General features: G+C 71.7%; 19 protein-coding genes, 1 tRNA gene, 2 pseudogenes and 1 riboswitch. Of the genes and pseudogenes, 16 read left to right on the top strand and 6 right to left on the bottom strand.

From position 1 onward, the window contains the following. Positions 1–56 precede the first annotated feature (56 nt). Positions 57–1,502: a cytochrome ubiquinol oxidase subunit I gene (locus B0I28_RS16760; protein ID WP_219926811.1), complete on the top strand. Its 1,446-nt coding sequence runs from the start codon at positions 57–59 to the stop codon at positions 1,500–1,502. After that, positions 1,502–2,551, top strand: a complete 1,050-nt coding sequence (locus B0I28_RS16755) for a cytochrome d ubiquinol oxidase subunit II (RefSeq protein WP_106364985.1) — start codon at positions 1,502–1,504, stop codon at positions 2,549–2,551. The genes B0I28_RS16760 and B0I28_RS16755 overlap by 1 nt, the downstream gene beginning before the upstream one ends. 115 nt (positions 2,552–2,666) lie before the next feature. Here B0I28_RS16755 and B0I28_RS27300 read toward each other — a convergent pair whose 3' ends face one another. Then, positions 2,667–3,692: a proprotein convertase P-domain-containing protein gene (locus B0I28_RS27300; RefSeq protein ID WP_181245821.1), complete on the bottom strand. Its 1,026-nt coding sequence runs from the start codon at positions 3,690–3,692 to the stop codon at positions 2,667–2,669. A 196-nt stretch (positions 3,693–3,888) separates the two neighbouring features. Continuing rightward, entirely contained in the window at positions 3,889–4,854 is a 966-nt protein-coding gene (locus B0I28_RS16745) for a hypothetical protein (RefSeq protein ID WP_106364984.1), read from the bottom strand. A gap of 162 nt (positions 4,855–5,016) precedes the next feature. On the opposite strand from B0I28_RS16745, the pseudogene B0I28_RS16740 reads away from it, so the two are divergent. Next, positions 5,017–5,622: pseudogene (locus B0I28_RS16740) on the top strand (class I SAM-dependent methyltransferase); the annotation flags it as partial. 47 nt (positions 5,623–5,669) lie between these two features. On the opposite strand, the gene B0I28_RS16735 reads toward B0I28_RS16740, so the two are convergent. Next, a complete protein-coding gene (locus B0I28_RS16735; protein ID WP_219926809.1) occupies positions 5,670–7,769 on the bottom strand; it encodes an RICIN domain-containing protein in 2,100 nt (699 codons plus the stop codon). 221 nt (positions 7,770–7,990) lie between these two features. Continuing rightward, positions 7,991–8,097: riboswitch (TPP riboswitch) on the top strand. Between B0I28_RS16735 and thiE the strand changes: the two are divergent. From thiE to B0I28_RS16670, 13 genes and pseudogenes are all read left to right on the top strand, one after another. Further along, positions 8,090–8,755, top strand: a pseudogene (gene thiE, locus B0I28_RS16730) (thiamine phosphate synthase); the annotation flags it as partial. Its footprint overlaps the riboswitch before it by 8 nt. 110 nt (positions 8,756–8,865) lie before the next feature. Then, positions 8,866–10,185, top strand: a complete 1,320-nt coding sequence (thiO, locus tag B0I28_RS16725) for a glycine oxidase ThiO (protein ID WP_106364982.1) — start codon at positions 8,866–8,868, stop codon at positions 10,183–10,185. A 53-nt stretch (positions 10,186–10,238) separates the two neighbouring features. After that, positions 10,239–10,373, top strand: coding sequence for a sulfur carrier protein ThiS (gene thiS / locus B0I28_RS16720; protein ID WP_245889012.1), 135 nt, complete (start codon positions 10,239–10,241; stop codon positions 10,371–10,373). Between the two features lie 2 nt (positions 10,374–10,375). Continuing rightward, entirely contained in the window at positions 10,376–11,167 is a 792-nt protein-coding gene (locus B0I28_RS16715; protein WP_281260934.1) for a thiazole synthase, read from the top strand. Beyond that, on the top strand, positions 11,164–11,988 hold the full coding sequence (thiD, locus tag B0I28_RS16710; RefSeq protein ID WP_106364980.1) for a bifunctional hydroxymethylpyrimidine kinase/phosphomethylpyrimidine kinase: 825 nt from the start codon (positions 11,164–11,166) through the stop codon (positions 11,986–11,988). The genes B0I28_RS16715 and thiD overlap by 4 nt, the downstream gene beginning before the upstream one ends. An 11-nt stretch (positions 11,989–11,999) precedes the next feature. After that, positions 12,000–13,613 carry a phosphomethylpyrimidine synthase ThiC gene (gene thiC, locus B0I28_RS16705; protein WP_106364979.1) on the top strand — a complete coding sequence of 538 codons (1,614 nt, stop codon included), beginning with the start codon at positions 12,000–12,002 and terminating at the stop codon, positions 13,611–13,613. A gap of 229 nt (positions 13,614–13,842) precedes the next feature. Next, positions 13,843–14,286, top strand: a complete 444-nt coding sequence (rplM, locus tag B0I28_RS16700; RefSeq protein ID WP_106364978.1) for a 50S ribosomal protein L13 — start codon at positions 13,843–13,845, stop codon at positions 14,284–14,286. 20 nt (positions 14,287–14,306) lie between these two features. Next, positions 14,307–14,873, top strand: a complete 567-nt coding sequence (gene rpsI, locus B0I28_RS16695; protein WP_106364977.1) for a 30S ribosomal protein S9 — start codon at positions 14,307–14,309, stop codon at positions 14,871–14,873. 204 nt (positions 14,874–15,077) lie between these two features. Further along, a complete protein-coding gene (gene glmM, locus B0I28_RS16690) occupies positions 15,078–16,406 on the top strand; it encodes a phosphoglucosamine mutase (protein ID WP_106364976.1) in 1,329 nt (442 codons plus the stop codon). A gap of 82 nt (positions 16,407–16,488) precedes the next feature. After that, positions 16,489–17,373, top strand: a complete 885-nt coding sequence (locus B0I28_RS16685) for a LemA family protein (RefSeq protein WP_106364975.1) — start codon at positions 16,489–16,491, stop codon at positions 17,371–17,373. A 75-nt stretch (positions 17,374–17,448) separates the two neighbouring features. Then, positions 17,449–18,105: a hypothetical protein gene (locus B0I28_RS16680; protein WP_146148133.1), complete on the top strand. Its 657-nt coding sequence runs from the start codon at positions 17,449–17,451 to the stop codon at positions 18,103–18,105. Between the two features lie 50 nt (positions 18,106–18,155). Then, positions 18,156–18,821 carry a hypothetical protein gene (locus B0I28_RS16675; RefSeq protein WP_106364973.1) on the top strand — a complete coding sequence of 222 codons (666 nt, stop codon included), beginning with the start codon at positions 18,156–18,158 and terminating at the stop codon, positions 18,819–18,821. A gap of 34 nt (positions 18,822–18,855) precedes the next feature. Further along, positions 18,856–18,930: transfer RNA gene (locus B0I28_RS16670), tRNA-Gln, on the top strand. A 25-nt stretch (positions 18,931–18,955) separates the two neighbouring features. On the opposite strand, the gene B0I28_RS16665 is transcribed toward B0I28_RS16670, so the two are convergent. The 3 genes from B0I28_RS16665 to B0I28_RS16655 are packed head-to-tail and all read right to left on the bottom strand — an operon-like array spanning position 18,956 to position 22,080. After that, a complete protein-coding gene (locus tag B0I28_RS16665) occupies positions 18,956–20,041 on the bottom strand; it encodes an ROK family protein (RefSeq protein ID WP_106364972.1) in 1,086 nt (361 codons plus the stop codon). A 3-nt stretch (positions 20,042–20,044) separates the two neighbouring features. Beyond that, positions 20,045–21,319, bottom strand: coding sequence for a sugar ABC transporter permease (locus B0I28_RS16660; protein ID WP_106364971.1), 1,275 nt, complete (start codon positions 21,317–21,319; stop codon positions 20,045–20,047). After that, positions 21,316–22,080: an ATP-binding cassette domain-containing protein gene (locus B0I28_RS16655; protein WP_245889011.1), complete on the bottom strand. Its 765-nt coding sequence runs from the start codon at positions 22,078–22,080 to the stop codon at positions 21,316–21,318. The genes B0I28_RS16660 and B0I28_RS16655 overlap by 4 nt, the downstream gene beginning before the upstream one ends. Between the last annotated feature and the right edge of the window lie 4 nt (positions 22,081–22,084).

Here is a 22,084-nt window from a genome sequence, read left to right as displayed (position 1 = left end):
TGTGAAAGCTTTCACAAGAACGTGGATCCGGACGTTCCGGCACCTATCTTCAAGGCATGGACGCAACCCAGCTCCTCGCCCAGGCCGCCGAAGCGGCGGCCGATCCCGCGGGCCTCATGCCCGCCCGGCAGCAGATGGCGCTGTCGCTCGGATGGCACATCATCCTCGCGTGCTTCGGCGTCGCCTTCCCCGCGATCATCTTCGCGATGCACCTGCGCGGCATCAGGAAGAAAGACCCGGTCGCGCTCGGACTCGCGAAGCGGTGGGGCAAGGCCTCCGCGGTGCTCTTCGCGATCGGCGCGGTCTCCGGGACCGTCCTCAGCTTCGAGATGGGCATGCTCTGGCCCGGCCTCATGGGCACCTACGGCGACGTGCTCGGCCTCCCGTTCGCGTTCGAAGGCCTCGCGTTCTTCCTCGAAGCGATCTTCCTCGGCATCTACCTGTACGGCTGGGGGCGGATGCCGCAGAAGCTGCACCTGCTCATGGTGGTGCCCATGGCGATCACCGGCGTCATCGGCACGTACTGCGTGCTCGCCGTGAACGCCTGGATGAACGTCCCGGTCGGCTTCGACGTCATCGACGGCGAGGTCACCAACATCGAACCGTGGGCGGTGCTGTTCAACCAGCACGCGTTCATGCAGTTCGCGCACATGTGGGTCGCCGCGTACATGGTCGCCGGGTTCTCCATCGCCGCCGTCTACGCCGCCGGGATGCTCAATGGCCGCCGCGACCGCCACCACCGGCTCGGGTTCATGGTGCCGTTCGCGTTCGCGACGATCGCCGCGCTCGCGCAGCCGTTCGTGGGCCACTTCCTCGGCGAGGGCCTCGACGAGCGCCAGCCCTCGAAGCTCGCCGCGTTCGAGCTCGCGCAGGAGACCGACGAGGGCGCCTCGCCGCTGCGCCTCGGCGGCGTCATCATCGACGGGGAGATCAAGGGCGCCATCGAGATCCCCTACCTCGGGTCGATCATCTCGATGGGCTCGCTCGACCCCGTGCCCGGCCTCGACCAGATCCCCGACGAGGACGAGCCGCCCGTCAACTTCACCCACCTCGCGTTCCAGGCCATGATCGGCCTCGGCCTGCTGCTCATGGCCGCGGTCGCCCTCTACTGGTTCCTCAGATGGCGCAGGCGGGACCTGCTCGACAACAAGTGGTTCCTGCGGTTCATGGCCGTCACCGGGATCCTCGCGGTCCTCGCGATGGAGGCCGGGTGGATCGCCACCGAGGTCGGGCGGCAGCCGTGGATCGTCTACGGCGTCATGCGGACCACCGAGGCCGCGGGCGACCACGCGGGCGGGCTGTGGGGGATCTACGGCGGCTCGGTCGTCCTCTACGGCGCCATGTCGGTCGGCGCGATCGTCGTGCTCCGCTCGATGGCCCGGCGCTGGCGCAAGGGCGCCGCGGACCTGCCGAGCCCGTACGGGCCGCAGTCGCCGCTGGCGCGGGCCGACGGGCCGGATGAAGTCCGGGATTGCGCCGACGAGAAGGAGGACGCCCGATGATGACCCTCGAATTCGCCGTCGCCGCAGCGCTGTTCGCCGGGGTCCTGTGCTACGCCGTGTTCGGCGGGGCCGACTTCGGGTCGGGGTTCCACGACCTGACCGCGGGCGGCAGCCGCCGGGGCGCCGAGGTGCGCACCCTCATCGACCAGAGCATCGGGCCGGTGTGGGAGGCCAACCACGTGTGGCTCATCTACGTGCTCGTGATGTGGTGGACCGGGTTCCCCGAGTCGTTCGCCGCGGCCATGACGACGCTGTACGTGCCGCTGCTGCTGGCGCTGGTCGGGATCGTGCTGCGGGGCGCGAGCTTCGCGTTCCGCAAGTACAGCGAGACGCTCGCGCAGGCGCGGCTGTTCGGGGTCGTGTTCGCGACCTCCTCGGTGCTCGCGCCGTTCTTCCTCGGCACGATCGCCGGGTCGCTCGCGTCGGGGCGGGTCCCCGCGGGCGGGTACGGGGACGCGTGGTCGTCGTGGATCGCGCCGACGCCGCTGCTGACGGGCGCGATCTCGGTGGGCACGTGCGCGTTCCTGGCCGGGTCGTTCCTGACCGCCGATGCGGCTCGGCGCGGACAGCGGGCGCTGGCCGAGCGGATGCGGCGGCGGTCCATCGTGGTCGGCGCGGCCACGGGCCTGGTCGTCTTCGCGGGACTCATCCCGATCGAGCACGACGCGCCGACCCTGTGGGAGGGCCTGATCGGCCGCGCCGCGCCGGTGATCGCGCTGTCCGCGATCGGCGGGGCCGCGACGCTGGTCCTGTTGTGGCGCAGGCGGTTCGGGCTGGCGCGGGTGACGGCGGTGGTCGCGGTGGCGGCCGTGATGGCGGGCTGGGGGATCGGCCAGTACCCGTGGGTCCTGGTCGACCAGGTGACCATCGCTGAGACCGCGGGCGCGCGGGCGACCTTGCAGGGCCTGCTGGTGGCCGTGGGCCTGGCGGGCGTGATCGTCGGCCCGGCCCTGGGCTACCTGCTGTACCTGACGCAGACGCCGCAGTGGAGCGACCAGGGTGCGGAGGGCGCCGAGCGCGTCCACTGGAGCGCCCGGATGAGCGACTGAACCCCTGTACTTGACTACATAGGACATACTTGGTTCCGCGGTGGATACAGTGGAGGGCCGGGCGCGCGATGCGCCCGGCCCTCTGCGCGAGCCCTGGGGGACCGCAGGGGAGTGCTCAGATGCTCAGCGACCAGCTGTTGAACGTGCCGGTCGAGCCGCCGCTGTAGGTGTCGGTCACCAGCAGCGTCCAGGTGCCGGACCTCGCCTCGCTCGACAGGTTGAGGCTGTAGGTGCGGCTGCCGAAGTTGCCGGTGGCCGAGCTCGACGCCTGGACGGTGCGCACGGTCCCGTCGGGGGCCCGGAGCTGCACCTGGATGTCGCCGTAGTACGGGTGCGTGATGCTCACCGTGACCGAGCTGGCGGTCGAGGCGGAGCCGGTGCAGCTCAAGGAGATCGCGCGGGAGATCGTGCCGCCCTCGGTGATCGTCCCGGCGGTGGTGTTCGAGCCGGTGCACCCCGTGGGGGTGCCGCCGGAGGAGCCGCAGTAGTTGGTCAGGTGCGACTGGATGGCGGTCTTCTCCGCGGAGTCGATCGTCAGGTCGTACAGGTACTTGACGTGGGTCCAGGCCTTGACGTAGTCGCAGCGCACGGAGCTGTTGGAGGGCATCCACTCCGCGGGGTCGTAGTCGCTCTTCGAGGAGTTCGCGGAGGTCGTGGCGATCCACAGCTGCGGGGAGTTGATGTCGTTGGCGAACGCCTGGCGCTCGGCGGTGGTCCAGGCCCACGCGCCCGACGCCCACGCCTCGGAGAGCGCGACGACGTGGTCGATGGTGGCGTTGGAGACCGAGGTGGTCCAGGTGTTGTCGAAGTCGGACTGCCAGTTGCCGGAGGTCGGCTGGCAGCCGTCGGAGGTGACGACGTTCTGGCCGTCGCGCTTGAGGATGTACTGGCGGGCGGTGCAGCTGCCCGTGCCGCTCACGGACTTCCAGTGCGGGAACAGGTCCCGGTCGTAGGTCGAGCCGTGGGACTCGGCGGCGACGGTGAGCGCGTTCAGCTCGGACTGCGCGGTCGCGGTGGAGGGGATGCCCGGCGGGCGCACGGCTTCGGCGGGGGCGGCGTCGACCGCGAGGAGGCCGAGCAGCGCCAGCGCGGCGGCGGCGAAAGCGGCCGTGGCGCGACGGGTGAGGGTCCAGGATGACATTCGGGGCTCCTGAGGCGATGGGGGAAGGTGATGGGGAACCGGTTGCGGGGCAGGCTGACGGGGAATCCGGTGCATCGGCCTCCCTCGATGTAAACATGGGATCATGGGCTCAGGCAAGGGTTTCGGGCGAATGTTCACGAGCCGGACATGACGGCGCCGCCCGGCCGACGGCCGGGCGGCGCTGGAGAATCTGTCCCTACTGGACTTCGCGGCGGGGGCTCAGCTGATCTACGAACCAGATGTCGAGGACGTCGCCGACGACGGTGCGGACCGCGTCGTTCGCCTCGGTGAGCGCCTCGCCGTCGGTGCGGCCGATGACGACGAACATCAGGTAGTGCCCGTACGTGTTGTAGCCCAGCTGGGTGTCGGCGCGGCCGAGTTCGGCGGCGTCGCCGTCGGTGCGCAGCACGGCGAATCCGCCGTCGAGGTCGCTCGCGATCGCGGCCCGGATCGCCTCGGCCTCTTCGGCGGTGGCGAGGTTGAGGACGCCCGCGGTGGCGGCGTACTCGCCGTCGGGGTTCACGATCGTGGCGCGCGCGGCCTGCGTGCAGTCGGCGTCGGCGAGGAGGTCGGCGAGCTCGTCGAGCGCGGCCTCGGCGCAGTCGGTGAGCTCTTCGGTCTGGAGGACCTCGTAGGTCCCGGCGGCCCCCGCGGGCGCGAGCGGGCCGGTGCCGAACAGCTCCTCGGCGGTGAACGGCGCGGCGTCGGTCTCGCGGCTCGCGATCGGGTCGACGACCTCGGGCGCGCCCGAGGCGTCGTCCACTGAGGACTCCAGGTCGGCGGCGCCCCCGTTCGGCGCCTCCGGGTCCTGCTCGCCCTCGCGGAGCACGATGAACGCGCCCGCCGTGCACGCCGCGGCGACCGCCAGGCCGCTCACGACCGCGAGCGCCACCAGCCACCACTTCGTGCGGCGCCGCGCCCGCTGGGCGGCGCGGCGCAGGGGGCGCGAGGCCTGGATGCTCTCCAGGTGCGCCTCCATCTCCTCTTCCGGCGAGCGCATCGCGTCCAGTGCGAGCTGCGCGCGCTCCTCCTCGCTGAGACGGACGGTCGGCGCGTTCATCCGCGCGCGCTCGTCGTACTCGTCCCAGTCGAATCCCGGTTCGTGCTGGTTCCCTTGCCCCGCCTGCTGCGGGACCCCGAAGGGGGACGGGCCGTGTGCCATGCTGGCAGCTTAGCCCCGCACCGGGGCGAAACGGTGAATCGTTCCCCCTGGAGATGGACGGCGCGAGCCCCGTTCACCTCAGCGGGCGACACCTGTGACCCGCGGTCCCCCGCCCGCAGGTCCCGGCCCCGCGTCCCGGCCCGGCGAGCGACAATGGTCGGCATGTCCAATGGCCCAGCCGACCAGCCCGAGCACTACTTCAGCGAGCAGCCCGCCGTCGACGACCGCGAGCGCACCATCGCGTTCGACCTCGACGGCGTCGAATACGAGCTGACCACCTCCACCGGCGTCTTCTCGGGCAGCCGCCTCGACCCTGGCACGAGCGTGCTCCTGCACAAGGTCGTCCTGCCCGACACCGCCGGCGTCTTCCTCGACCTCGGCTGCGGCTACGGGCCCATCACCAAGGTCCTCGCCCAGCGCGACGACGCCGAAGTCTGGGCCGTCGACGTCAACCGCCGCGCCCTCGACCTCACCCGCCGCAACACCGAGCGGGTCCCGGGCACGGTGCACGTCGCCGTCCCCGAGGAGGTCCCGGAGGACCTGCGCTTCGACGAGATCTGGTCCAACCCGCCCATCAAGGTCGGCAAGGAGGCCCTCCACGACCTCCTCGACACCTGGCTCCCGCGACTCAAGGACGGCGGCGTCGCCTGGCTCGTCGTCTCCAAGCACCTCGGTGCGGACTCGCTCGCGCGCTGGCTGGCCGAGCGCGGCTGGACCGTCGACAAGCACGCGAGCGCGAAGGGCTACCGGGTGCTGAGGGTCGACCGGTCCGGGTCGTTACGGCGGGGCGCCGGAGGCGCCCCGCCGTCACTGCGTTACTGGATGCCCTCCTTGATCAGCCGCCACTGCTGGCAGGCGGCGCCGTTGGCGGTGTACTGCTGCGCCACCGCGCCGTCCGCCGTCGAGCAGCCGTCGATTTCGAGGAGCTTGCCGCTGTTGGCGTTCGCGAACTTCCAGTAGCCGCCGCTGGTCGTGGCCGTCCACGACTGGGTCGAGCTGCCGGTCGGGCCCCACTGGACGGCGTCGACGCCGTCGGCGGTCTGCGCCGAGGGGATCTCCAGGAGCTTGCCGCTGTTGCGGTTGGTGAACTGGACCGTGGAGCCGCCGGAGACGGTCCACCGCTGGGTCGCGTGGTTGGTGTCGCCCCACTGGCCGACGGCCGCGCCGTCGGCGGTCAGGGCGCTGATCACTTCGAGGTACTTGCCGCTGTTGCGGTTCTGGACCTGGAAGACCGGGTCGAGCGCGGTGCTGCGGTACAGGTGGATCACGTCGAGCTCGGCGAAGTTGGTTCCCTTCGTGAACCGGATCGTGTTGTTCCCGGCGTTGAGCGTCACCGACTTCTGGGCCCAGCCGAACCGGCCCCAGTCCACGGTCACCGGATAGCTGATCGACGAGGCGGTGCCGCCGTTGACGCTGACCGAGTGGGTCGCTGCCGAGCCGTAGCCGTTGTCGTAGCGCACGTTCATCGTGTAAGTGCCCGCGGCGGGGACGTTCACGGTGAACTCGACGTAGTCGCCGGTGTCGTTGATGTTGCCGATCTTCGAGCCGTTCGACGCCTGCACGTGGGTGACCGTGGAGACGCTGTTGAGCGTCGCGTTCTCGGCCTCGTACTGCTGGGCGTCGAGCGGGATCGAGCCGACGCGGATGTCGTTCAGGTCCGTGGTCGTGTTCTCGACGTTCACGGCCTGGTAGAGGGTGCGGCCGTCGGCGCTGTAGTCGATGCCCTGGGCGAAGCCGGAGAAGTTCCCGCCCTGGGTGTCGGTGGCGTCGTAGGTGACCGCCATCGGCAGGCGCTCCCACGGGCCCTCGCCGAGGTTGTAGTTGACGTAGAAGTTCTGGCCGCCGTCGATGTTGCCGCTCGCGTCGAGCGACCACTTCGAGGCCACCACGACCATCCCCTTCGGACCGCCGCTCGGCACCCACTTCACGTACGGGGAGGAGCCGATGCCGCGGCCGTTCGCGAGCTGGATCGGTGAGCCGATGCTGGTGGTGGTGCCCCAGTTCAGGCCGTCTGCGGAGATCTTGTAGTAGACCGGCGCGGTGTTGTTCGACTGGCTGGGGCGGTTGACGACCTCGAAGGTCGCCATGTAGCGGCCGTCGGGCAGCTCGGTCACGGTGATCATGCCGGGGCGGTCGCTCTGGTTGGTGGGGGCCGAGACGTTGACGAGGGAGCCCCAGGTCTGGCCGCCGTCGGTGGAGCGGCGGTAGGAGACCGCCTGGAGGACGCCGTTCGCCTTCTGGCGCTCGTCGGAGAAGTACGCGACCAGGCCGCCGCTGCCGTCGATCGCGAGCGAGGGCTCCCACACCGTGGTGGTCGTGGACGACGGGGACGGGTCGTAGACCGCGGGGCCGCCGGTGTCGATGGTGGACAGGTAGCTCCAGCTCGTGCCCTGGTTGGTGCTCTTGTAGACGACCAGGCGGCTGGAGGAGCGGTCCTCGGGCATGATCATGCCCGCCAGGAGGATCGTGCCCGCCGTCAGGTTTCCGGTGGTCTCGGTGACCTCGAACAGGAACGGCTGCGCGGTGCGGGTGAGCGCCGGGAACTGGTCGCTCGGGTTGACGTCGGTGACGTGGGTCCAGCTCGCGCCGTCGTTGGTGCTGCGGTAGATCGGGTAGACCTGGTCGCCGTTCTGGAGGACCAGCTGGTCGTACGTGACCAGTTGCGTGCCATTGGAGCTGCCGCTGTTCTTGAGCACGATGATCTTGGCGTAGGTGGTGCCTGCGGGGGTGCCGCCCTCGGGGTTGAACGAGCTGCCGGCGGCGGGCGAGTACACCAGCGCGCCGTTCCCGGTGGTGACGGCCGCCGCGGGAGCGGGCCACCCGATGATCGCGGCCATGGCGGCGGCGAGGAGGAGGACCGCCGCGAGGAGGAGGGCGCCTCCTCGCCGGAGGTCGAGGGATTGGGCTTGTCGCATGAGGAGCTCCCGTTCTTTACAACGTTGTAGTATGGGTGCGGGTCATCGTAAGACCCGATGGGACTGGAGGTCAAGTCCCAGGTCACAGATGCAAAACCGGCCTCAAACGGGCCGCGGGGGGCAATGGCGACAGCCCCGCGGATCCGCGATGCGCCGTGTCCGCTTGCTGACACACCGGTTGCGAAAACCGCTCGCGATGGCGTAGCGTGACCGCCGAACAACGAAACCCGCGGGAGTCCGATGCATCGGGCTGAGAGGGGACTCGGTAGTCCCGACCGTCGAACCTGATCCAGGTCATGCTGGCGCAGGGAGAAGGAGCCATGCGAGCGATTCGTCTTCCCCGACTTCACGTCATCACCGACACCCGCGCCGCCGTCCCGCCGACGGCCGCCGAGGCCGCCTCCTCCGGAGCGGCTGCGCGCCGGCGCGATCCGCTCCGCGTCGTCGCCGCCGCGCTGGCGGCCGGGGCGCGGCTGATCCAGGTCCGGCCCGAGGACCACTACACCGACCGGGCCGCCTTCGACCTCGCCGCCGCCGTCGCGGCCCTGTGCGACGCGCACGGCGCGGTGTGCCTGGTCAACGACCGCGTCCACATCGCGCAGGCCGTCGGCGCCGACGGCGTCCACCTCGGCGCCGAGGACCTCCCGCTGGACGCCGCCCGGCGGCTCCTGCCCGCGGCGATCATCGGCGGCACCTGCCGCGACCCCGAGTCGGCGCGCGCCGCGCGGCGCGCCGGGGCCGACTACCTCGGGGTCGGGCCCGTCTGGGGCACGACCACGAAGACCGGTCTGCCGCAACCGATCGGCCTCGCCGGCCTCGCCGCGGTCTGCGCCGCGGTGGACCTGCCGGTGATCGCCATCGGCGGCATCACCGCGGAGCGCGCGGCCCTGTGCCGCGAGGCCGGGGCGCACGGCGTCGCGGTGGTCGGCGCGATCGCCGCCGCGGCCGATCCCGCCGCGGCTACGGCGGAACTCCTTGCGGCCGTGGGCGAGACGCCTGGACCAACGGCGGCCGATGACGCCGCGCGCCATGAGGAGGCGCTGGCACCGATCGCCTCGCGACCAAGCGACTCCCTACGAGGGACGGGCGCGGGCTGATGCGGGTCGCCGTCGTCGGCGGCGGCTCGATCGGGCTCGCCGTCGCGTGGCGGGCGGCGCAGGCCGGCGCCGAGGTCGTGGTGCACGACCCCGAACCCGGTTCGGGCGCTTCGCGCGTGGCCGCCGGGATGATCGCGCCCGTCACCGAATCCCATTACGGCGAAACGGCGCTGACGCCGTTCATGGCCGCCTCCGCCGACGCCTGGCCCGCGTTCGCCCGCGAACTCGAAGCGGCCTCCGGCCTGCCGGTCGGATTCCGCGACATCCCCACGGTGGTGGTCGGCGTCGAAGACGGCGACCGCGCCGAGGTCGAGCGCCAGACCGAGTTGTACCGCGAGACCGGGCGCGGTGTCGAAGTCCTTGGGGGACGGGCGATCCGCAAAGCCGAGCCGCTGCTCAGCCACCGGGTCCGGGCCGGGGTGCTCGCGTCCGAGGACCGGGCCGTCGACCCGCGGGCCGTGCACGCGGCGCTGCTCGTCGCGGCCGAGTGCGCGGGCGTCGGGTTTGCGGCGGGCGAGGTTGCGGAGGGCGAGGTCGCGGACCTAGGGGCGCTCGACGCCGACCAGGTCGTCATCGCGGCGGGCTGCGGCTCGGCGCGGTTCGGGCTGCCGGTGCGGCCGGTGCGCGGGGTCGTGCTGCGGCTGCGGGCCGCCGCCGGGCAGGCGGTGCCGCGGACCACGGTGCGCGGCTACGTGAAAGGCCAGTCGGTGTACATCGTGACCCGCGAGAACGGCGAGGTCGTGGTGGGCGCGACGAGCGACGAGCGCGGCTTCGACCGCACCACCGGCACCGCCGGGGCGGTCCACGACCTGCTGCGGTGGTCGATCGCGCTCGTGCCCGAGATCGCCGAGTACCACCTCGGCGAAGTGACCGTCGGCTTCCGGCCCGGCACCCCCGACAACCTTCCGATCATCGGCCGCCTCGGCCCGCGCCTGACCGCCGCGACCGGCCACTACCGCAACGGCATCGCCCTCATCCCGGCCACCGCCGACGCGACCGCGGCGATCCTCCGGGACGAAGCCCCGGAGACGGTCGCACCATTCGACCCGGCGAGGTTCGGCCCGCCCGTGCCTGGCCCCGCGGTCCCCGACTTCGGGGCCGGACCCGCTCCGGCGGCGACCGGTTTCGAGGGCAGCCGCGAGCCCCGGCCCGAGCCGAAATCAGCCGCCCCGGACACAAGGGTGCCCCGGGGGTCCGACAGTTCCGGGCTCGGCCGGTTTGCGGGCAGCGCCGAGCACCGGCGCGCGGCGGATTCGAGCGCCCCTGAATCAACAGTGCCCCGCGGGTCCGACAGTTCGAGCGATCGGGAGGAAATGTGAGCGTTGTTGTGAACGGGGAAGCGCGAGAAGGGATCGCAACCGTCGCCGATGCGGTGGCGGCCGTGACCGAGGCGCGGCGGGGGATCGCCGCGGCCGTCAACGGGGAGGTGGTGCCGCGGTCGGAGTGGGACCGGGCCCTCGCCGACGGGGACGCCGTCGAAGTCCTGACCGCCACGCAGGGAGGCTGACCGTGGACACCGTGCTCAGCGGACGCGACACCGCGTTCACCATCGCCGGGCGGACCTTCGGGTCCCGGCTCATCCTCGGCACCGGCGGCGCCGCCAGCCACAAGCAGCTCGCCGAGGCCATCACCGCCTCCGGGACCGAGCTGGTCACCGTGGCGCTCAGGCGCGTCGACCCCGGCGCGACCGGGTCCGTGCTCGACGTCATCGAGCAGTGCGGCGTCGGCGTCCTCCCCAACACCGCGGGCTGCTTCACCGCCGAGCAGGCCGTGCGCACCGCGCGGCTCGCCCGCGAGGCGTTCGGCACCCCGTGGGTCAAGCTCGAAGTGATCGGCGACGAGGACACGCTCCTGCCCGACCCCGTCGAACTCCTCGACGCCGCCGAGACCCTGGTGCGTGAAGGGTTCACGGTCCTGCCGTACACCAGCGACGACCCGGTCCTGGCCCGCCGCCTCGAAGACGCCGGGTGCGCCGCGGTCATGCCGCTCGCCGCGCCGATCGGCACCGGGCTGGGCGTCCGCAACCCGCACAACCTGGCGCTCATCTGCGACAGCGCCGCGGTCCCGGTCATCTGCGACGCCGGGATCGGCACCGCCTCCGACGCCGCGCAGGCCATGGAACTCGGCTGCTCGGCGGTCCTCCTCGCCACCGCGGTCACCCGCGCCGCCGACCCGGCGCTCATGGCCGCCGCGATGCGCGACGCCGTCAACGCGGGCCGCGCCGCCCGGCTCGCCGGGCGCATCCCCAAGCGACACTTGGCGAAAGCCTCGACCGCGTTCGAAGGGATGGCCGACCTGTGAACCGCGTCCACCCGCAGCCTCCCGTCGCCCTCACCATCGCCGGGTCCGACTCCGGCGGCGGCGCCGGAATCCAGGCCGACCTGCACACGTTCGCCGCGCACGGCGTGCACGGCACGAGCGTCCTCACCGCGGTCACCGCCCAGAACACCCGCGGCGTCACCGCCGCCGAAGCGGTCTCGGCCGGGCTCGTGCGGGCGCAGCTCGACGCGGTCCTCGGCGACTTCCCCGTGGCCGCGGCGAAGACCGGGATGCTCGGCGACGCCGAGCTGCTGGAGCTGGTGGCCGAGTACGGCGCGGCCGACCGGCTGCCGAACCTCGTGGTCGACCCGGTCATGGTCACCACCACCGGCGACTCGCTGTACGCCGGGGACCCGGCCGCGTACCTCGGCGGCCTCGGGCCGTTCGCGACCGTCCTGACCCCCAACCTCGTCGAGGCGCAGCTGCTCCTCGGGCGCGCCATCGCGTCGGTCGACGACATGCGCGAGGCCGCCCGCGCGCTGGCGACCTACGGGCCGCGGGCCGTGCTCGTCAAAGGCGGGCACCTCGACGGGCGCGAGGCCGCGGTCGACGTGCTGTGGAGCGACGGCCAGATGCTCGACCTCGCCGCCCCGCGCGTCGCCACCCGCAACGACCACGGCACCGGCTGCACCCTCGCCTCCGCGATCGCCGCCCGCCTCGCCCTCGGCCACCCGCTCCCGCAGGCGGTCGCGGGCGCGAAGGTCTACGTCACCGAAGCCCTGAAGGCCGCCGCCGACTGGCACCTGGGTACCGGCCCCGGCCCGGTCCACCACCATCACGGCCGCAAGAGCGCCGCCATATGAACGGAGACAACATGAACGGCAGAAGCAAGGTGTACGTCGAGGGACCGACGGGAGTGCGGGTTCCGTTCACCGAGGTCGCGCTCAGCGGCGGGGAGCCCGCGGTGCGGTTGTACGACACGTCCGGGCCCGGGTCGGACCCGGAGGTGGGGCTGCCGCGGCTGCGGGCGCACTGGATCGCCGAGCGGGAGGGGGACCGGGACACGATCGAGCACGACGGCGCCACGCTGCCGTGCCGGACCCAGCTGCACTACGCGAAGCAGGGCGTCGTCACGCCCGAGATGGAGTTCGTCGCGATCCGGGAGGGCCTCGACGCCGAGTTCGTGCGCGCCGAGATCGCGGCCGGGCGGGCGATCCTGCCCGCGAACGTCAACCACGCCGAGACCGAGCCGATGGTCATCGGCAAGCACTTCCTCACCAAGATCAACGCGAACATCGGCACCTCCGCCGTCTCCGACTCCATCGCCGCCGAGGTCGAGAAGCTCACCTGGGCCGTCAAATGGGGCGCCGACACCGTGATGGACCTCTCCACCGGCAAGCACATCCACGAGACCCGCGAGCACATCATGCGCAACTCGCCCGTCCCGATCGGCACCGTGCCGCTCTACCAGGCCCTCGAAAAGGTCAACGGCGACCCCGTCAAGCTCACCTGGGAGGTCTACCGCGACACCATCATCGAGCAGGCCGAGCAGGGCGTCGACTACATGACCGTCCACGCCGGGGTCCTCCTGCGGTACGTGCCCCTCGCCGCCGAGCGGGTCACCGGGATCGTCTCCCGCGGCGGGTCGATCATGGCCGCGTGGTGCCTCGCCCACCACGAGGAGAACTTCCTGTACACGCACTTCCGCGAGCTGTGCGAGATCTTCGCCGAGTACGACATCGCATTCTCCCTCGGCGACGGCCTGCGCCCCGGGTCCATCGCCGACGCCAACGACGAGGCCCAGTTCGCCGAGCTGCGCACCCTCGGCGAGCTCACCCACATCGCGTGGGAGTACGACGTCCAGGTCATGGTCGAGGGCCCCGGGCACGTCCCCATGCACAAGATCAAGGAGAACGTCGACCTCCAGCAGGAGATCTGCGGCGAGGCCCCCTTCTACACGCTCGGGCCGCTCACCACCGACATCGCGCCCGCCTACGACCACATCACCTCCGCCATCGGCGCCGCCATGATCGGCTGGTTCGGCACCGCGATGCTCTGCTACGTCACCCCGAAGGAGCACCTCGGGCTCCCCAACCGCGACGACGTCAAGGAGGGCGTCATCGCCTACAAGATCGCCGCCCACGCCGCCGACCTCGCCAAAGGCCACCCGCAGGCCCAGGCCTGGGACGACGCCCTCTCCAAGGCCCGCTTCGAGTTCCGCTGGCAGGACCAGTTCAACCTCGCGCTCGACCCCGACCGGGCCCGCGAGTACCACGACGAGACCCTCCCGGCCGAGCCCGCCAAGACCGCCCACTTCTGCTCCATGTGCGGCCCCAAGTTCTGCTCCATGAAGATCTCGCAGGAGCTGAAGGAGTACGCCGCACAGGGCCAATTGTCGGCTCGCGAGCTCGCCGACGGCATGGCCGCCAAGAGCGAGGAGTTCGCCGCCGCAGGCGGGCGCGTCTACCTCCCCGTGGTCGACAAGTAGCCGACGAGTAGCTGTATCCGAGGTCACGGCGGCCGCCTTCAGGGCGGCCGCCACCACCGCGTAGACTTGGCAGCTGTTGTTCGAGTGCCCACACGCTGGGCGCTGTCCAACGAATCCCGGACGGCCGCGATGCGGCCGGCGCGCGCCGCACGCGGCCGCGGGGATTCAGGCGGTCCCGCCCTCATCTGCGGGATTCGTTCCACACCGACAACGAAAGCTAGGTAACACTGTGCCGACGTACACTCCCAAAGCGGGTGACCTCGACCCGCAGTGGCTCGTGATCGACGCGACCGACGTGGTGTTGGGTCGTCTCGCGACGCACGCAGCCGATCTGCTCCGGGGCAAGCACAAGCCGACGTTCACGCCGAACGCCGACACCGGCGACTACGTCATCGTGGTCAACGCCGACAAGGTCGTGCTGACCCGCAACAAGCTCCAGACCAAGAAGGCCTACCGCCACTCCGGCTTCCCGGGCGGTCTCAAGGAGAAGTCCTACGCCGAGCTGATGGACAAGGCCCCGCACAAGGTGGTCGAGAAGGCCGTCATCGGCATGCTGCCGAAGACCAAGCTCGGCCGCAGCGTGTTCAAGAAGCTGAAGGTCTACGCGGGCCCCGGCCACCCGCACGCCGCCCAGCAGCCGCAGCCGTACGAGATCAAGAAGGTCGCGCAGTAGGCGCGGGCAGGAGCAGACACATGAGTGACGAGATCCAGGCCACCGAGGCCGTCGAGACCGAGGCCGTCGAGGCCCCCGCCGCCGCTGAAGCCCCCGTCGAGACCCCGGAGGCCGTCGAGGCCCCCGTGGACGTCCCCGTCGAGGTGCCCGCCGACGTCGCCGCCGCGCCGTCCGTGCCCAGCATCCCCGTGGTCCCCGTCGACCGCCCCATCCAGACCGTGGGCCGCCGCAAGCGCGCCATCGCCCGCGTCCGCCTGGTCCCGGGCACCGGCAAGTACGTCGTCAACGGCAAGAGCCTCGAAGACTACTTCCCGTCCAAGGTCCACCAGCAGACCGTCGCGGAGCCCTTCGTGACCGTCGAGGCCGGCGACAACTTCGACGTCCTGGTCAACATCCACGGCGGCGGCGCCACCGGCCAGGCCGGCGCCCTGCGCCTCGGCATCGCCCGCGCCCTCGTGGAGATCGACCCGAACACCCGCCCGGCCCTCAAGGCCGCCGGCTTCCTGACCCGCGACGCCCGCGAGAAGGAATCGAAGAAGTACGGCCTCAAGAAGGCCCGCAAGGCGCCGCAGTACTCGAAGCGCTAGCACGCCTTCCCCCTCCGGAGGGGGACGCGCTAGTCTGCACAAGCGACGGGGCTGCCGAGGAGGACATCCTCGGCGGCCCCTTTTTCCATGCCACCAGGCAGGCCGAACCGGCACTGCCACCGACCGACCGGTCCGGTCCCGGTCCGCAGGGCACGCGAGAGGCCCGCGGACGCCGCGCCCGGCACCAAGATGGGAAGCCACACCGTGTCACGACTGTTCGGCACCGACGGCGTACGGGGGCGGGCGAACGCCGACCTCACGCCCGACCTGGCACTCCGCCTCAGCATCGCCGCCGCCCGCGTCCTCGGCGCCACCGGCAGGCGCACCGTCGCCGTCATCGGCCGCGACCCCCGCGCCTCCGGCGAGATGCTCGCCGCCGCCAGCGCCGCCGGACTCGCCGCCGCCGGAGCCAAGGTCATCGACCTGGGCATCCTCCCCACGCCGGCCGTCGCGCACCTCACCGCCCTAACCGGCGCCGACTTCGGCGTCATGGTCTCAGCCTCCCACAACCCCATGCCCGACAACGGCATCAAGTTCTTCGCCGCGGGCGGGCGCAAGCTCCCCGACGACGTCGAGGACGCCATCGAAGCCGCCATGGACGACCCCGCCCCCCTCCCGCAGGGCGAGGGCGTCGGCCGCATCGCCCGCTCCGTCGACCCCGTCGAGTCCTACATCGAGCACCTCGTGGCCGTCTGCCCGAACCCGCTCACCGGCATCAAGGTCGTCGTCGACCCCGCCAACGGCGCCGCGACCGGCGCCGCCCCCGAGGCCCTCCGCCGCGCCGGCGCCGAGGTCGTCACCATCAACGACGACCCCGACGGCCTCAACATCAACGAGGACTGCGGGTCCACGCACATGGACGGCCTGCGCGCCGCCGTCGTCGCGCACGGCGCCGACGCCGGGATCGCGCTCGACGGCGACGCCGACCGCTGCCTCGCCGTCGACGCCGAAGGCAGCGTCGTCGACGGGGACGCCATCATGGCGATCCTCGCGCTGGCGATGCGTGACGCGGGGAACCTCCGCGGCGGCGTCCTCGTCACCACCGTCATGAGCAACCTCGGCCTGCACCAGGCCATGGGTGCGGCCGGGATCGAGCTGGAGACCACGAAGGTGGGGGACCGGTACGTGCTGGAGCGCCTCGCCGAAGGCGGGTTCTCGCTCGGCGGGGAGCAGTCCGGGCACATCATCATGTCCGACCACGCGACCACCGGGGACGGCTCGCTCACCGCGATCATGCTGCTCGCGCGCATGGCCGCCACGGGGCGGAGCCTGAAGGACCTCGCGTCGGTGTTCACGCCCGCGCCGCAGGTGCTGCTGAACGTGCGGGTCGCCGACAAGTCCGTGATCGACCACGAGGACGTGAAGAACGCCGTCGCGCTGTGGCAGGCGAAGCTCGGCGCCGACGGCCGGGTCCTGCTGCGGCCCTCCGGGACCGAGCCGCTCGTGCGCGTCATGGTCGAGGCCTCGGAGGAGCCGGTCGCGCAGTCGGTCGCCGCCGAGCTCGCCGCGGTCGTGGAGCACGCCCATTCCTGACCATTGACCACCGTCTCTGTACGCGGGAGGGCCGCTTGGGGGTGCCCTCCCGCTTGGCATAGATGGACTAGGCTCACGGTTTATGGACAACCCAATCGTCTGGATCCTGATCCTCGTTCTGCTGATCGGCCTGATCGTGCTCTTCGCCGTCATCGGCGGGCGCAACAAGCTGGTCCGGCTGCGCAACATCACCCAGGAGTCCTGGGCGCAGATCGACGTGGAGCTCCAGCGCCGGTACGACCTGCTGGACAACCTGATGTACATCGTGCAGCAGGCCGCGGGCGCCGAGAACGCCACGCTCCGCCAGGTCGCCGAGGCCCGCTCGGCGGCGATGCAGGCCAGGCAGGACCCGAACGCCGGCCACGGCGTGCAGGGCCAGGTCGAGGGCCAGCTCGGGAACGCGATCCGCGGCGTCATCCACATGCAGGAGGCGTACCCGGCGCTCCAGACCAACCAGAACTTCCTCCAGCTCCAGACGGAGATGGCCGAGACCGAGAACCGCATCGCCGCCCCGCGCCGGTTCTACAACGCGAACGTGCGCGAGTACAACACCGCGCTCCAGGTCTTCCCCGGCTCGATCTCCGCGAAGATGGGCGGGTTCGCGCCCGAGGAGTACTTCGAGCTCGACACCCCCGAGGCCCGCACCGCCCCGAAGCTCCGCGAGATGGGCCAGCCCGGCTTCATGCAGCAGCCCCAGCAGCAGCAGATGCCGCCGCAGCCCGCGCCCGGCCAGCTCCCCGGCTACGGCCAGCCGCAGCAGCCCGGTTACGGCCAGCAGCCCGGCTACCAGCAGCAGCCGGTGCAGCAGCCCGGGTACGGGCAGCCGCAGCAGGCGCCCGGCTACGGCCAGCAGCCCCCGCCCGGATACGGCCAGCCGCAGCCCGGGTACGGTCAGCAGCCCGGCTACCCGCAGCAGCCCCAGCAGCCGCAGCAGCCCGGGTACGGCCAGCCGCCCTACGGCCGGTAGCTCGCCCCCCGATCCCCCTGCCCCCCGCCGGGTGCCCCTCGCGAGCCCGGCACACCGTAAGAAGGAATGCGCCCCGTGGATAGCAGCAACTGGGTGGTCTACGTCGTCTGCGGCGTGGTCGTCGCCGCCATCGCCTACTTCGGCTGGCGGGCCCGCCAGAAGAAGATCGCGATGTACCGGGCCTGGGCGGCCCAGTACGGCTTCACCTACGAGCCCTCCGACAACTCCGTGGTCGGCCTCTCCAGCGAGGACCCGTTCAACAACGGCCACTCCCGCAAGGGCATCGACGTCTTCCGCGGGATGTACAAGGGCTCCCACATCGTGTTCTTCCAGTACCAGTACTCGACCGGCAGCGGCAAGGAGCGCAAGACCTTCAACCACCAGGTCGTCGGCATCGGGCTCCCCACGACCCGGCCGCTGCTCGACATCAGCCAGGAGAACTTCCTGACGAAGCGGTTCGCGAAGGACATCGACTTCGAGAACCAGGCGTTCAACGACTTCTTCCGCATCAAGTCCCCGAACCGCCGCTTCGCCTACGACGTGATCCACGCCCGCACCATGGAGTGGATGCTCGCCGACCAGCGCGCCCGCTCCTACCAGTGGCGGTTCGAGGGCCCCTGGCTCATGACGTTCCGCTCCGGGGCGCTCAAGCTCGAAGAGGTCTTCTTCTACGCGGACTTCCTGCTCGACATCTACGCCCAGGTGCCCAGGCACGTCTGGTCGAACAACTAGCCCGCAGGGCCGCGCCGCGAGGCGCGGCCCTGCGCGCTCCGGAGGCCCTGATGCCCGGACTCACCGCCCTCATGGCCCTGTCGTTCATGGGCCTGGTGTGCGTCGGCGGCGTGGCCGTCGGCATCGTGTTCCTCGTCAAGGCCGCCCAGGACGCCGAGCAGCGCCGCAAGAACCAGAACGCGGCCTGGGCCGCGCACCACGGCCTCCACTACGCGCCCGAGGACCCCTCGCTCGGCGTCCTCACACGGCGCGATCCGTTCACGGCGACCCGGAGCCTCCGGTTCATCGACGTGTACCGCGGCGTCCACCGCGGTCGCCACCTCGTCGCGTACACCGCGTACGAGCGGGTCCGCCGCGACGACACCACCCACGAGTGGAGCGCCCAGGTCGTGGCCGTCGACCTGCCCGCGCTGCGGCCCTACCTTGAGGTCAAGCGCGGCGCCGCCGGGCGCAGCCGCTACGAGAACGAGGCGTTCAACGAGCGGTTCAACGTCCAGTCCGACAACCTCAGGTACGCGCACGACGTCATCGACGCGCGGATGATGGAGTTCCTGCTCACCGACGGCCGGGCACTGGTGACGCGATGGCGCATGGAGGGCCGGTGGCTCATCGCGTTCTGGGTCGGCGACCCCGACAAGCGGGCGATCCTGCCGGTCGCCGACTTCCTGCTGGAGGTGCGCGCCCGCATCCCCGAGCACGTATGGTCGGACCGGTAGCGATATCCTTGTCCCGGCCGCTCCGCGCGGCCGTTGGCCCGTGGTGTAATCGGCAACACTACTGATTTTGGTTCAGTCGTTTCAGGTTCGAGTCCTGGCGGGCCAGCCACACCGCACTCAGCTCACTCCGCACTTCAGCGCATGCCGTCGATGACGGCTGCGAATCCCGTCTCCGCCGCTCCGATGAGGGCGCCTTCGTCGCCGAGGACGGGGGTGCGCAGGCGCAGGCGGGAGCGGAGGTGGGGGAGGGTCGTCTCGGCGAGGGCGGAGCGGACGGGGGCGGCCGCGGAGAGGTAGAGCTCGCGGAGCCAGCCGCCGAAGAGGATCTCGTCGGGGCCGGTGGCGGTGACGACGGCGCCGAGGGCGCGGCCGAGGTCCTCGCCGGAGCGGCGGAGGCCGTCGCGGGCCGCCGCGTCGCCCATGCCCGCGGCGAGGGTGGCGTGCTCGATGTCCTCCGCGTAGCCGAAGACCTCCATCTCGGCCTCCAGGCACCCGCGCAGGCCGCACGCGCATTCGCGGCCGCCGGGCTGGACCACGATGTGCCCCAGCTGGATCGATCCGCCGCGCTGGGCGCGGCCGTCGGCGACCAGGCCCGCGGTGAGGCCGCGGCCGCCGTGCAGATAGAGCAGCTTCACCGACTCGTGGGCGTCGCCGCGGGACCATTCGCCGACGGCGGCGGCGGTCGCGGTGTCGACGACCTGCCAGGTGCGGCCGGTCGCCGATTCGAGGTCGGCGGCCAGGTCGCGCCCGGCCCAGCCGAGCTCGGTGGAGTGGGCGACGACCCCGGCGTCGACGAGGCCCGGGACGGCGGCCACCGATTCGAGGGCGTCGCGGGCGGTCCCGCCGGTGACCACCTCGACCGCTTCGACCGGGTCGGCGCCGTCGAGGGCGGTCTCGGCGCGTTCGAGGACCTCGCCGCCGAGGCCGACGAGCGCGAACCGCACCCGGTCGGCGCGGATCTCGACGGCGGTCACCGTGGCGGCCTTGGGGACGCACTCGACGAGCGTGGAGGGCCGGCCGGCCGAGCCGGTCGACCGCCCCGTCGTCTCGTGGAGGTGCCCCGACTCGGCGAGGTCGGCCGCGAGCGCCCCGATCGTCGACCGGTTGAGCCCGAGGGCCTCGGTGAGCTCGGCGCGGGTCTGAGGACCGTGCCGGTGGAGCTGCTCGACGAGCGCCGCGCGGTTGCGTCGCCGCAGCTCCTCGGTCCCGGTCCGGGCCACCGGTCAGTTCCTGCCGAAGAGCTTGCCCCGGCCCCGCGACATGGCGTCGACGCCCGCCGCGAGGAGCAGGACCGCACCGGTGACGCCGAACCGCACCCCGGCGCTGAGGCCCATGAGCCCCATGCCGTTGTTGATGATCGCCACCACCGCTCCTCCCAGGAGGGCAGCCCGCACCGTGCCCTTGCCTCCGAAGAGGCTAGCACCGCCGATCACCGCCGCCCCCACGGAAAGCAGCAGCACATTGGACCCTCCGGTGTTCGGGTCCACCGAGGCCGCGCGGGAGGCGGCCACGACGCCGCCGACCGCGGCCATCCCCGAGCAGATGACGAACGCCGCGATCCGGACGCGGTCGACGTTCACCCCGGCGCGCACCGCGGCCTCGGGGTTGCCGCCGACGGCGTACAGGTGGCGTCCGAACCTGGTGCGGTGCAGGACGAACGTCCACACCGCGAACAGTCCGCCGAGGATCACCACGACGACGGGCACGCCGGTGAGGGAGATGATCTGCGGGTTCGCCGAGCGCTCCAGGTTGAGCAGGAACACGCCCGCGGCGAGCAGCGCCGCGAGGGCCCCGATGCGGGCGAGCACCACCGCGAGCGGCTCGTGCACGAGCGACCGCGCGATGCGCCGCCGCCACCGCTGGATCTGGATGGCGCCGTAGGCGGCCACGGTCACGGCCAGGAGCGCCCAGCCCTGCCACCGCTCCAGGTTCCCGCCCGCGATGGTCTTGACGGTCTCGTCGTTGATGGAGATGTTGCTGCCCTCGTCGAGGATCATCAGGACGATCCCCTGGAACGCGAGGAACGCCGCGAGCGTGACCACGAACGACGGGATGCCGAGCTTGACGACGAGCGTGCCGAGGACGAGTCCGATGACGACGCCGGTGGCGAGGGCCGCCCCGATGGCGATCGTCCAGTGCACGCCCCAGTCGGTGAGGATCACGGCCATCACGGCGGCGCACACGCCCGACGCGAAGCCCGCGGACAGGTCGATCTCGCCGAGGATGAGCACGAACACCAGGCCCATCGCGATGCACGCGACGGCCGCGCCCTGCCCGAACAGGTTCGCGAGGTTCCCCACGGACAGGAACACGGGCTTGGAGAGCCCGAAGAACACGCACAGGGCGATGATCCCGGCGACGGCCGGGAGGGCCCCGACCTCGCCGGAGCGCACGTTCGCCCAGTAGGACCGCGCGTGGTCGACGACGGCGCGGGCCGCGCCGGGCTCGGCGGGAGGCGCGGCGGCCTCCGCGTCGTTCGGAAGCACAGGAGTGGTCACGGCCGGGCTCCGTTCTGGTCGGTGAGGCCGAGCTGGCCGGAGCGGCCGCTGGTGATGAGCTCGACGACCTGCGACTGCGTGGTGTCGGCCGCGTCGAGGACGGCGGCCATGCGCCCCAGGTAGAGCGCGGCGATCCGGTCGGCCACGGCGAACACGTCGTTGAGGTTGTGGGAGATGTAGAGGACGGCCAGGCCCTGGTCGGCGAGGCGCCGGATCAGTTCGAGCACCTGGCGGGTCTGGGCCACGCCGAGCGCGGCCGTGGGCTCGTCGAGGATGACGAGCCGGGAGTTCCACAGGACCGCCTTGGCGATGGCGACGGTCTGGCGCTGCCCGCCCGAGAGGCTCGCGACGGGCTGGCGGAGGTTGCGGATGGTGCGCACGGCCAGCGAGGAGAGGGTCTCGGCGGCGAGCTGCTCCATGGCGTCGTCGTCGAGGACGATGCCCCGGCGCTTCTCGCGCCCGAGGAAGAGGTTCTCGACCACGTCGAGGTTGTCGCACAGCGCGAGGTCCTGGTAGACGACCTCGATCCCGAGCCCGGCGGCGTCGCGCGGGCTGGAGATGGTCCGGACCTCGCCGTCGACGCGGACCTCGCCGCCGTCGACGCTGTGGATCCCGGCCACGCATTTGACCAGAGTGGACTTCCCTGCGCCGTTGTCGCCGACCAGGGCGCAGACCTCTCCGGCGCCGATCGCGAGATCGACGTCGGAGAGGACCTCCACCGGTCCGAAGCGCTTCGAGATGCCGGTGAGTTCGAGCAGCACCGTA

Origin of the sequence: Glycomyces artemisiae (genome assembly GCF_003002955.1) — a bacterium.
Classification (GTDB): Bacteria; Actinomycetota; Actinomycetes; order Mycobacteriales; family Micromonosporaceae; genus Glycomyces; species Glycomyces artemisiae.
Note: the sequence above shows the minus strand (reverse complement) of the source record. Positions and strands in the feature narration are given on the sequence as shown.

What these genes read in the sequence shown, in the direction of transcription:
- B0I28_RS16760 (WP_219926811.1), top strand. Translation starts at nt 57, where the DNA reads ATGGACGCAACCCAGCTCCTCGCCCAGGCCGCCGAAGCGGCGGCCGAT.
- B0I28_RS16755 (WP_106364985.1), top strand. Translation starts at nt 1,502, where the DNA reads ATGACCCTCGAATTCGCCGTCGCCGCAGCGCTGTTCGCCGGGGTCCTG.
- B0I28_RS27300 (WP_181245821.1), bottom strand. Translation starts at nt 3,692, where the DNA reads ATGTCATCCTGGACCCTCACCCGTCGCGCCACGGCCGCTTTCGCCGCC.
- B0I28_RS16745 (WP_106364984.1), bottom strand. Translation starts at nt 4,854, where the DNA reads ATGGCACACGGCCCGTCCCCCTTCGGGGTCCCGCAGCAGGCGGGGCAA.
- B0I28_RS16735 (WP_219926809.1), bottom strand. Translation starts at nt 7,769, where the DNA reads ATGCGACAAGCCCAATCCCTCGACCTCCGGCGAGGAGGCGCCCTCCTC.
- thiO (WP_106364982.1), top strand. Translation starts at nt 8,866, where the DNA reads ATGCGGGTCGCCGTCGTCGGCGGCGGCTCGATCGGGCTCGCCGTCGCG.
- thiC (WP_106364979.1), top strand. Translation starts at nt 12,000, where the DNA reads ATGAACGGCAGAAGCAAGGTGTACGTCGAGGGACCGACGGGAGTGCGG.
- rpsI (WP_106364977.1), top strand. Translation starts at nt 14,307, where the DNA reads ATGAGTGACGAGATCCAGGCCACCGAGGCCGTCGAGACCGAGGCCGTC.
- B0I28_RS16685 (WP_106364975.1), top strand. Translation starts at nt 16,489, where the DNA reads ATGGACAACCCAATCGTCTGGATCCTGATCCTCGTTCTGCTGATCGGC.
- B0I28_RS16675 (WP_106364973.1), top strand. Translation starts at nt 18,156, where the DNA reads ATGCCCGGACTCACCGCCCTCATGGCCCTGTCGTTCATGGGCCTGGTG.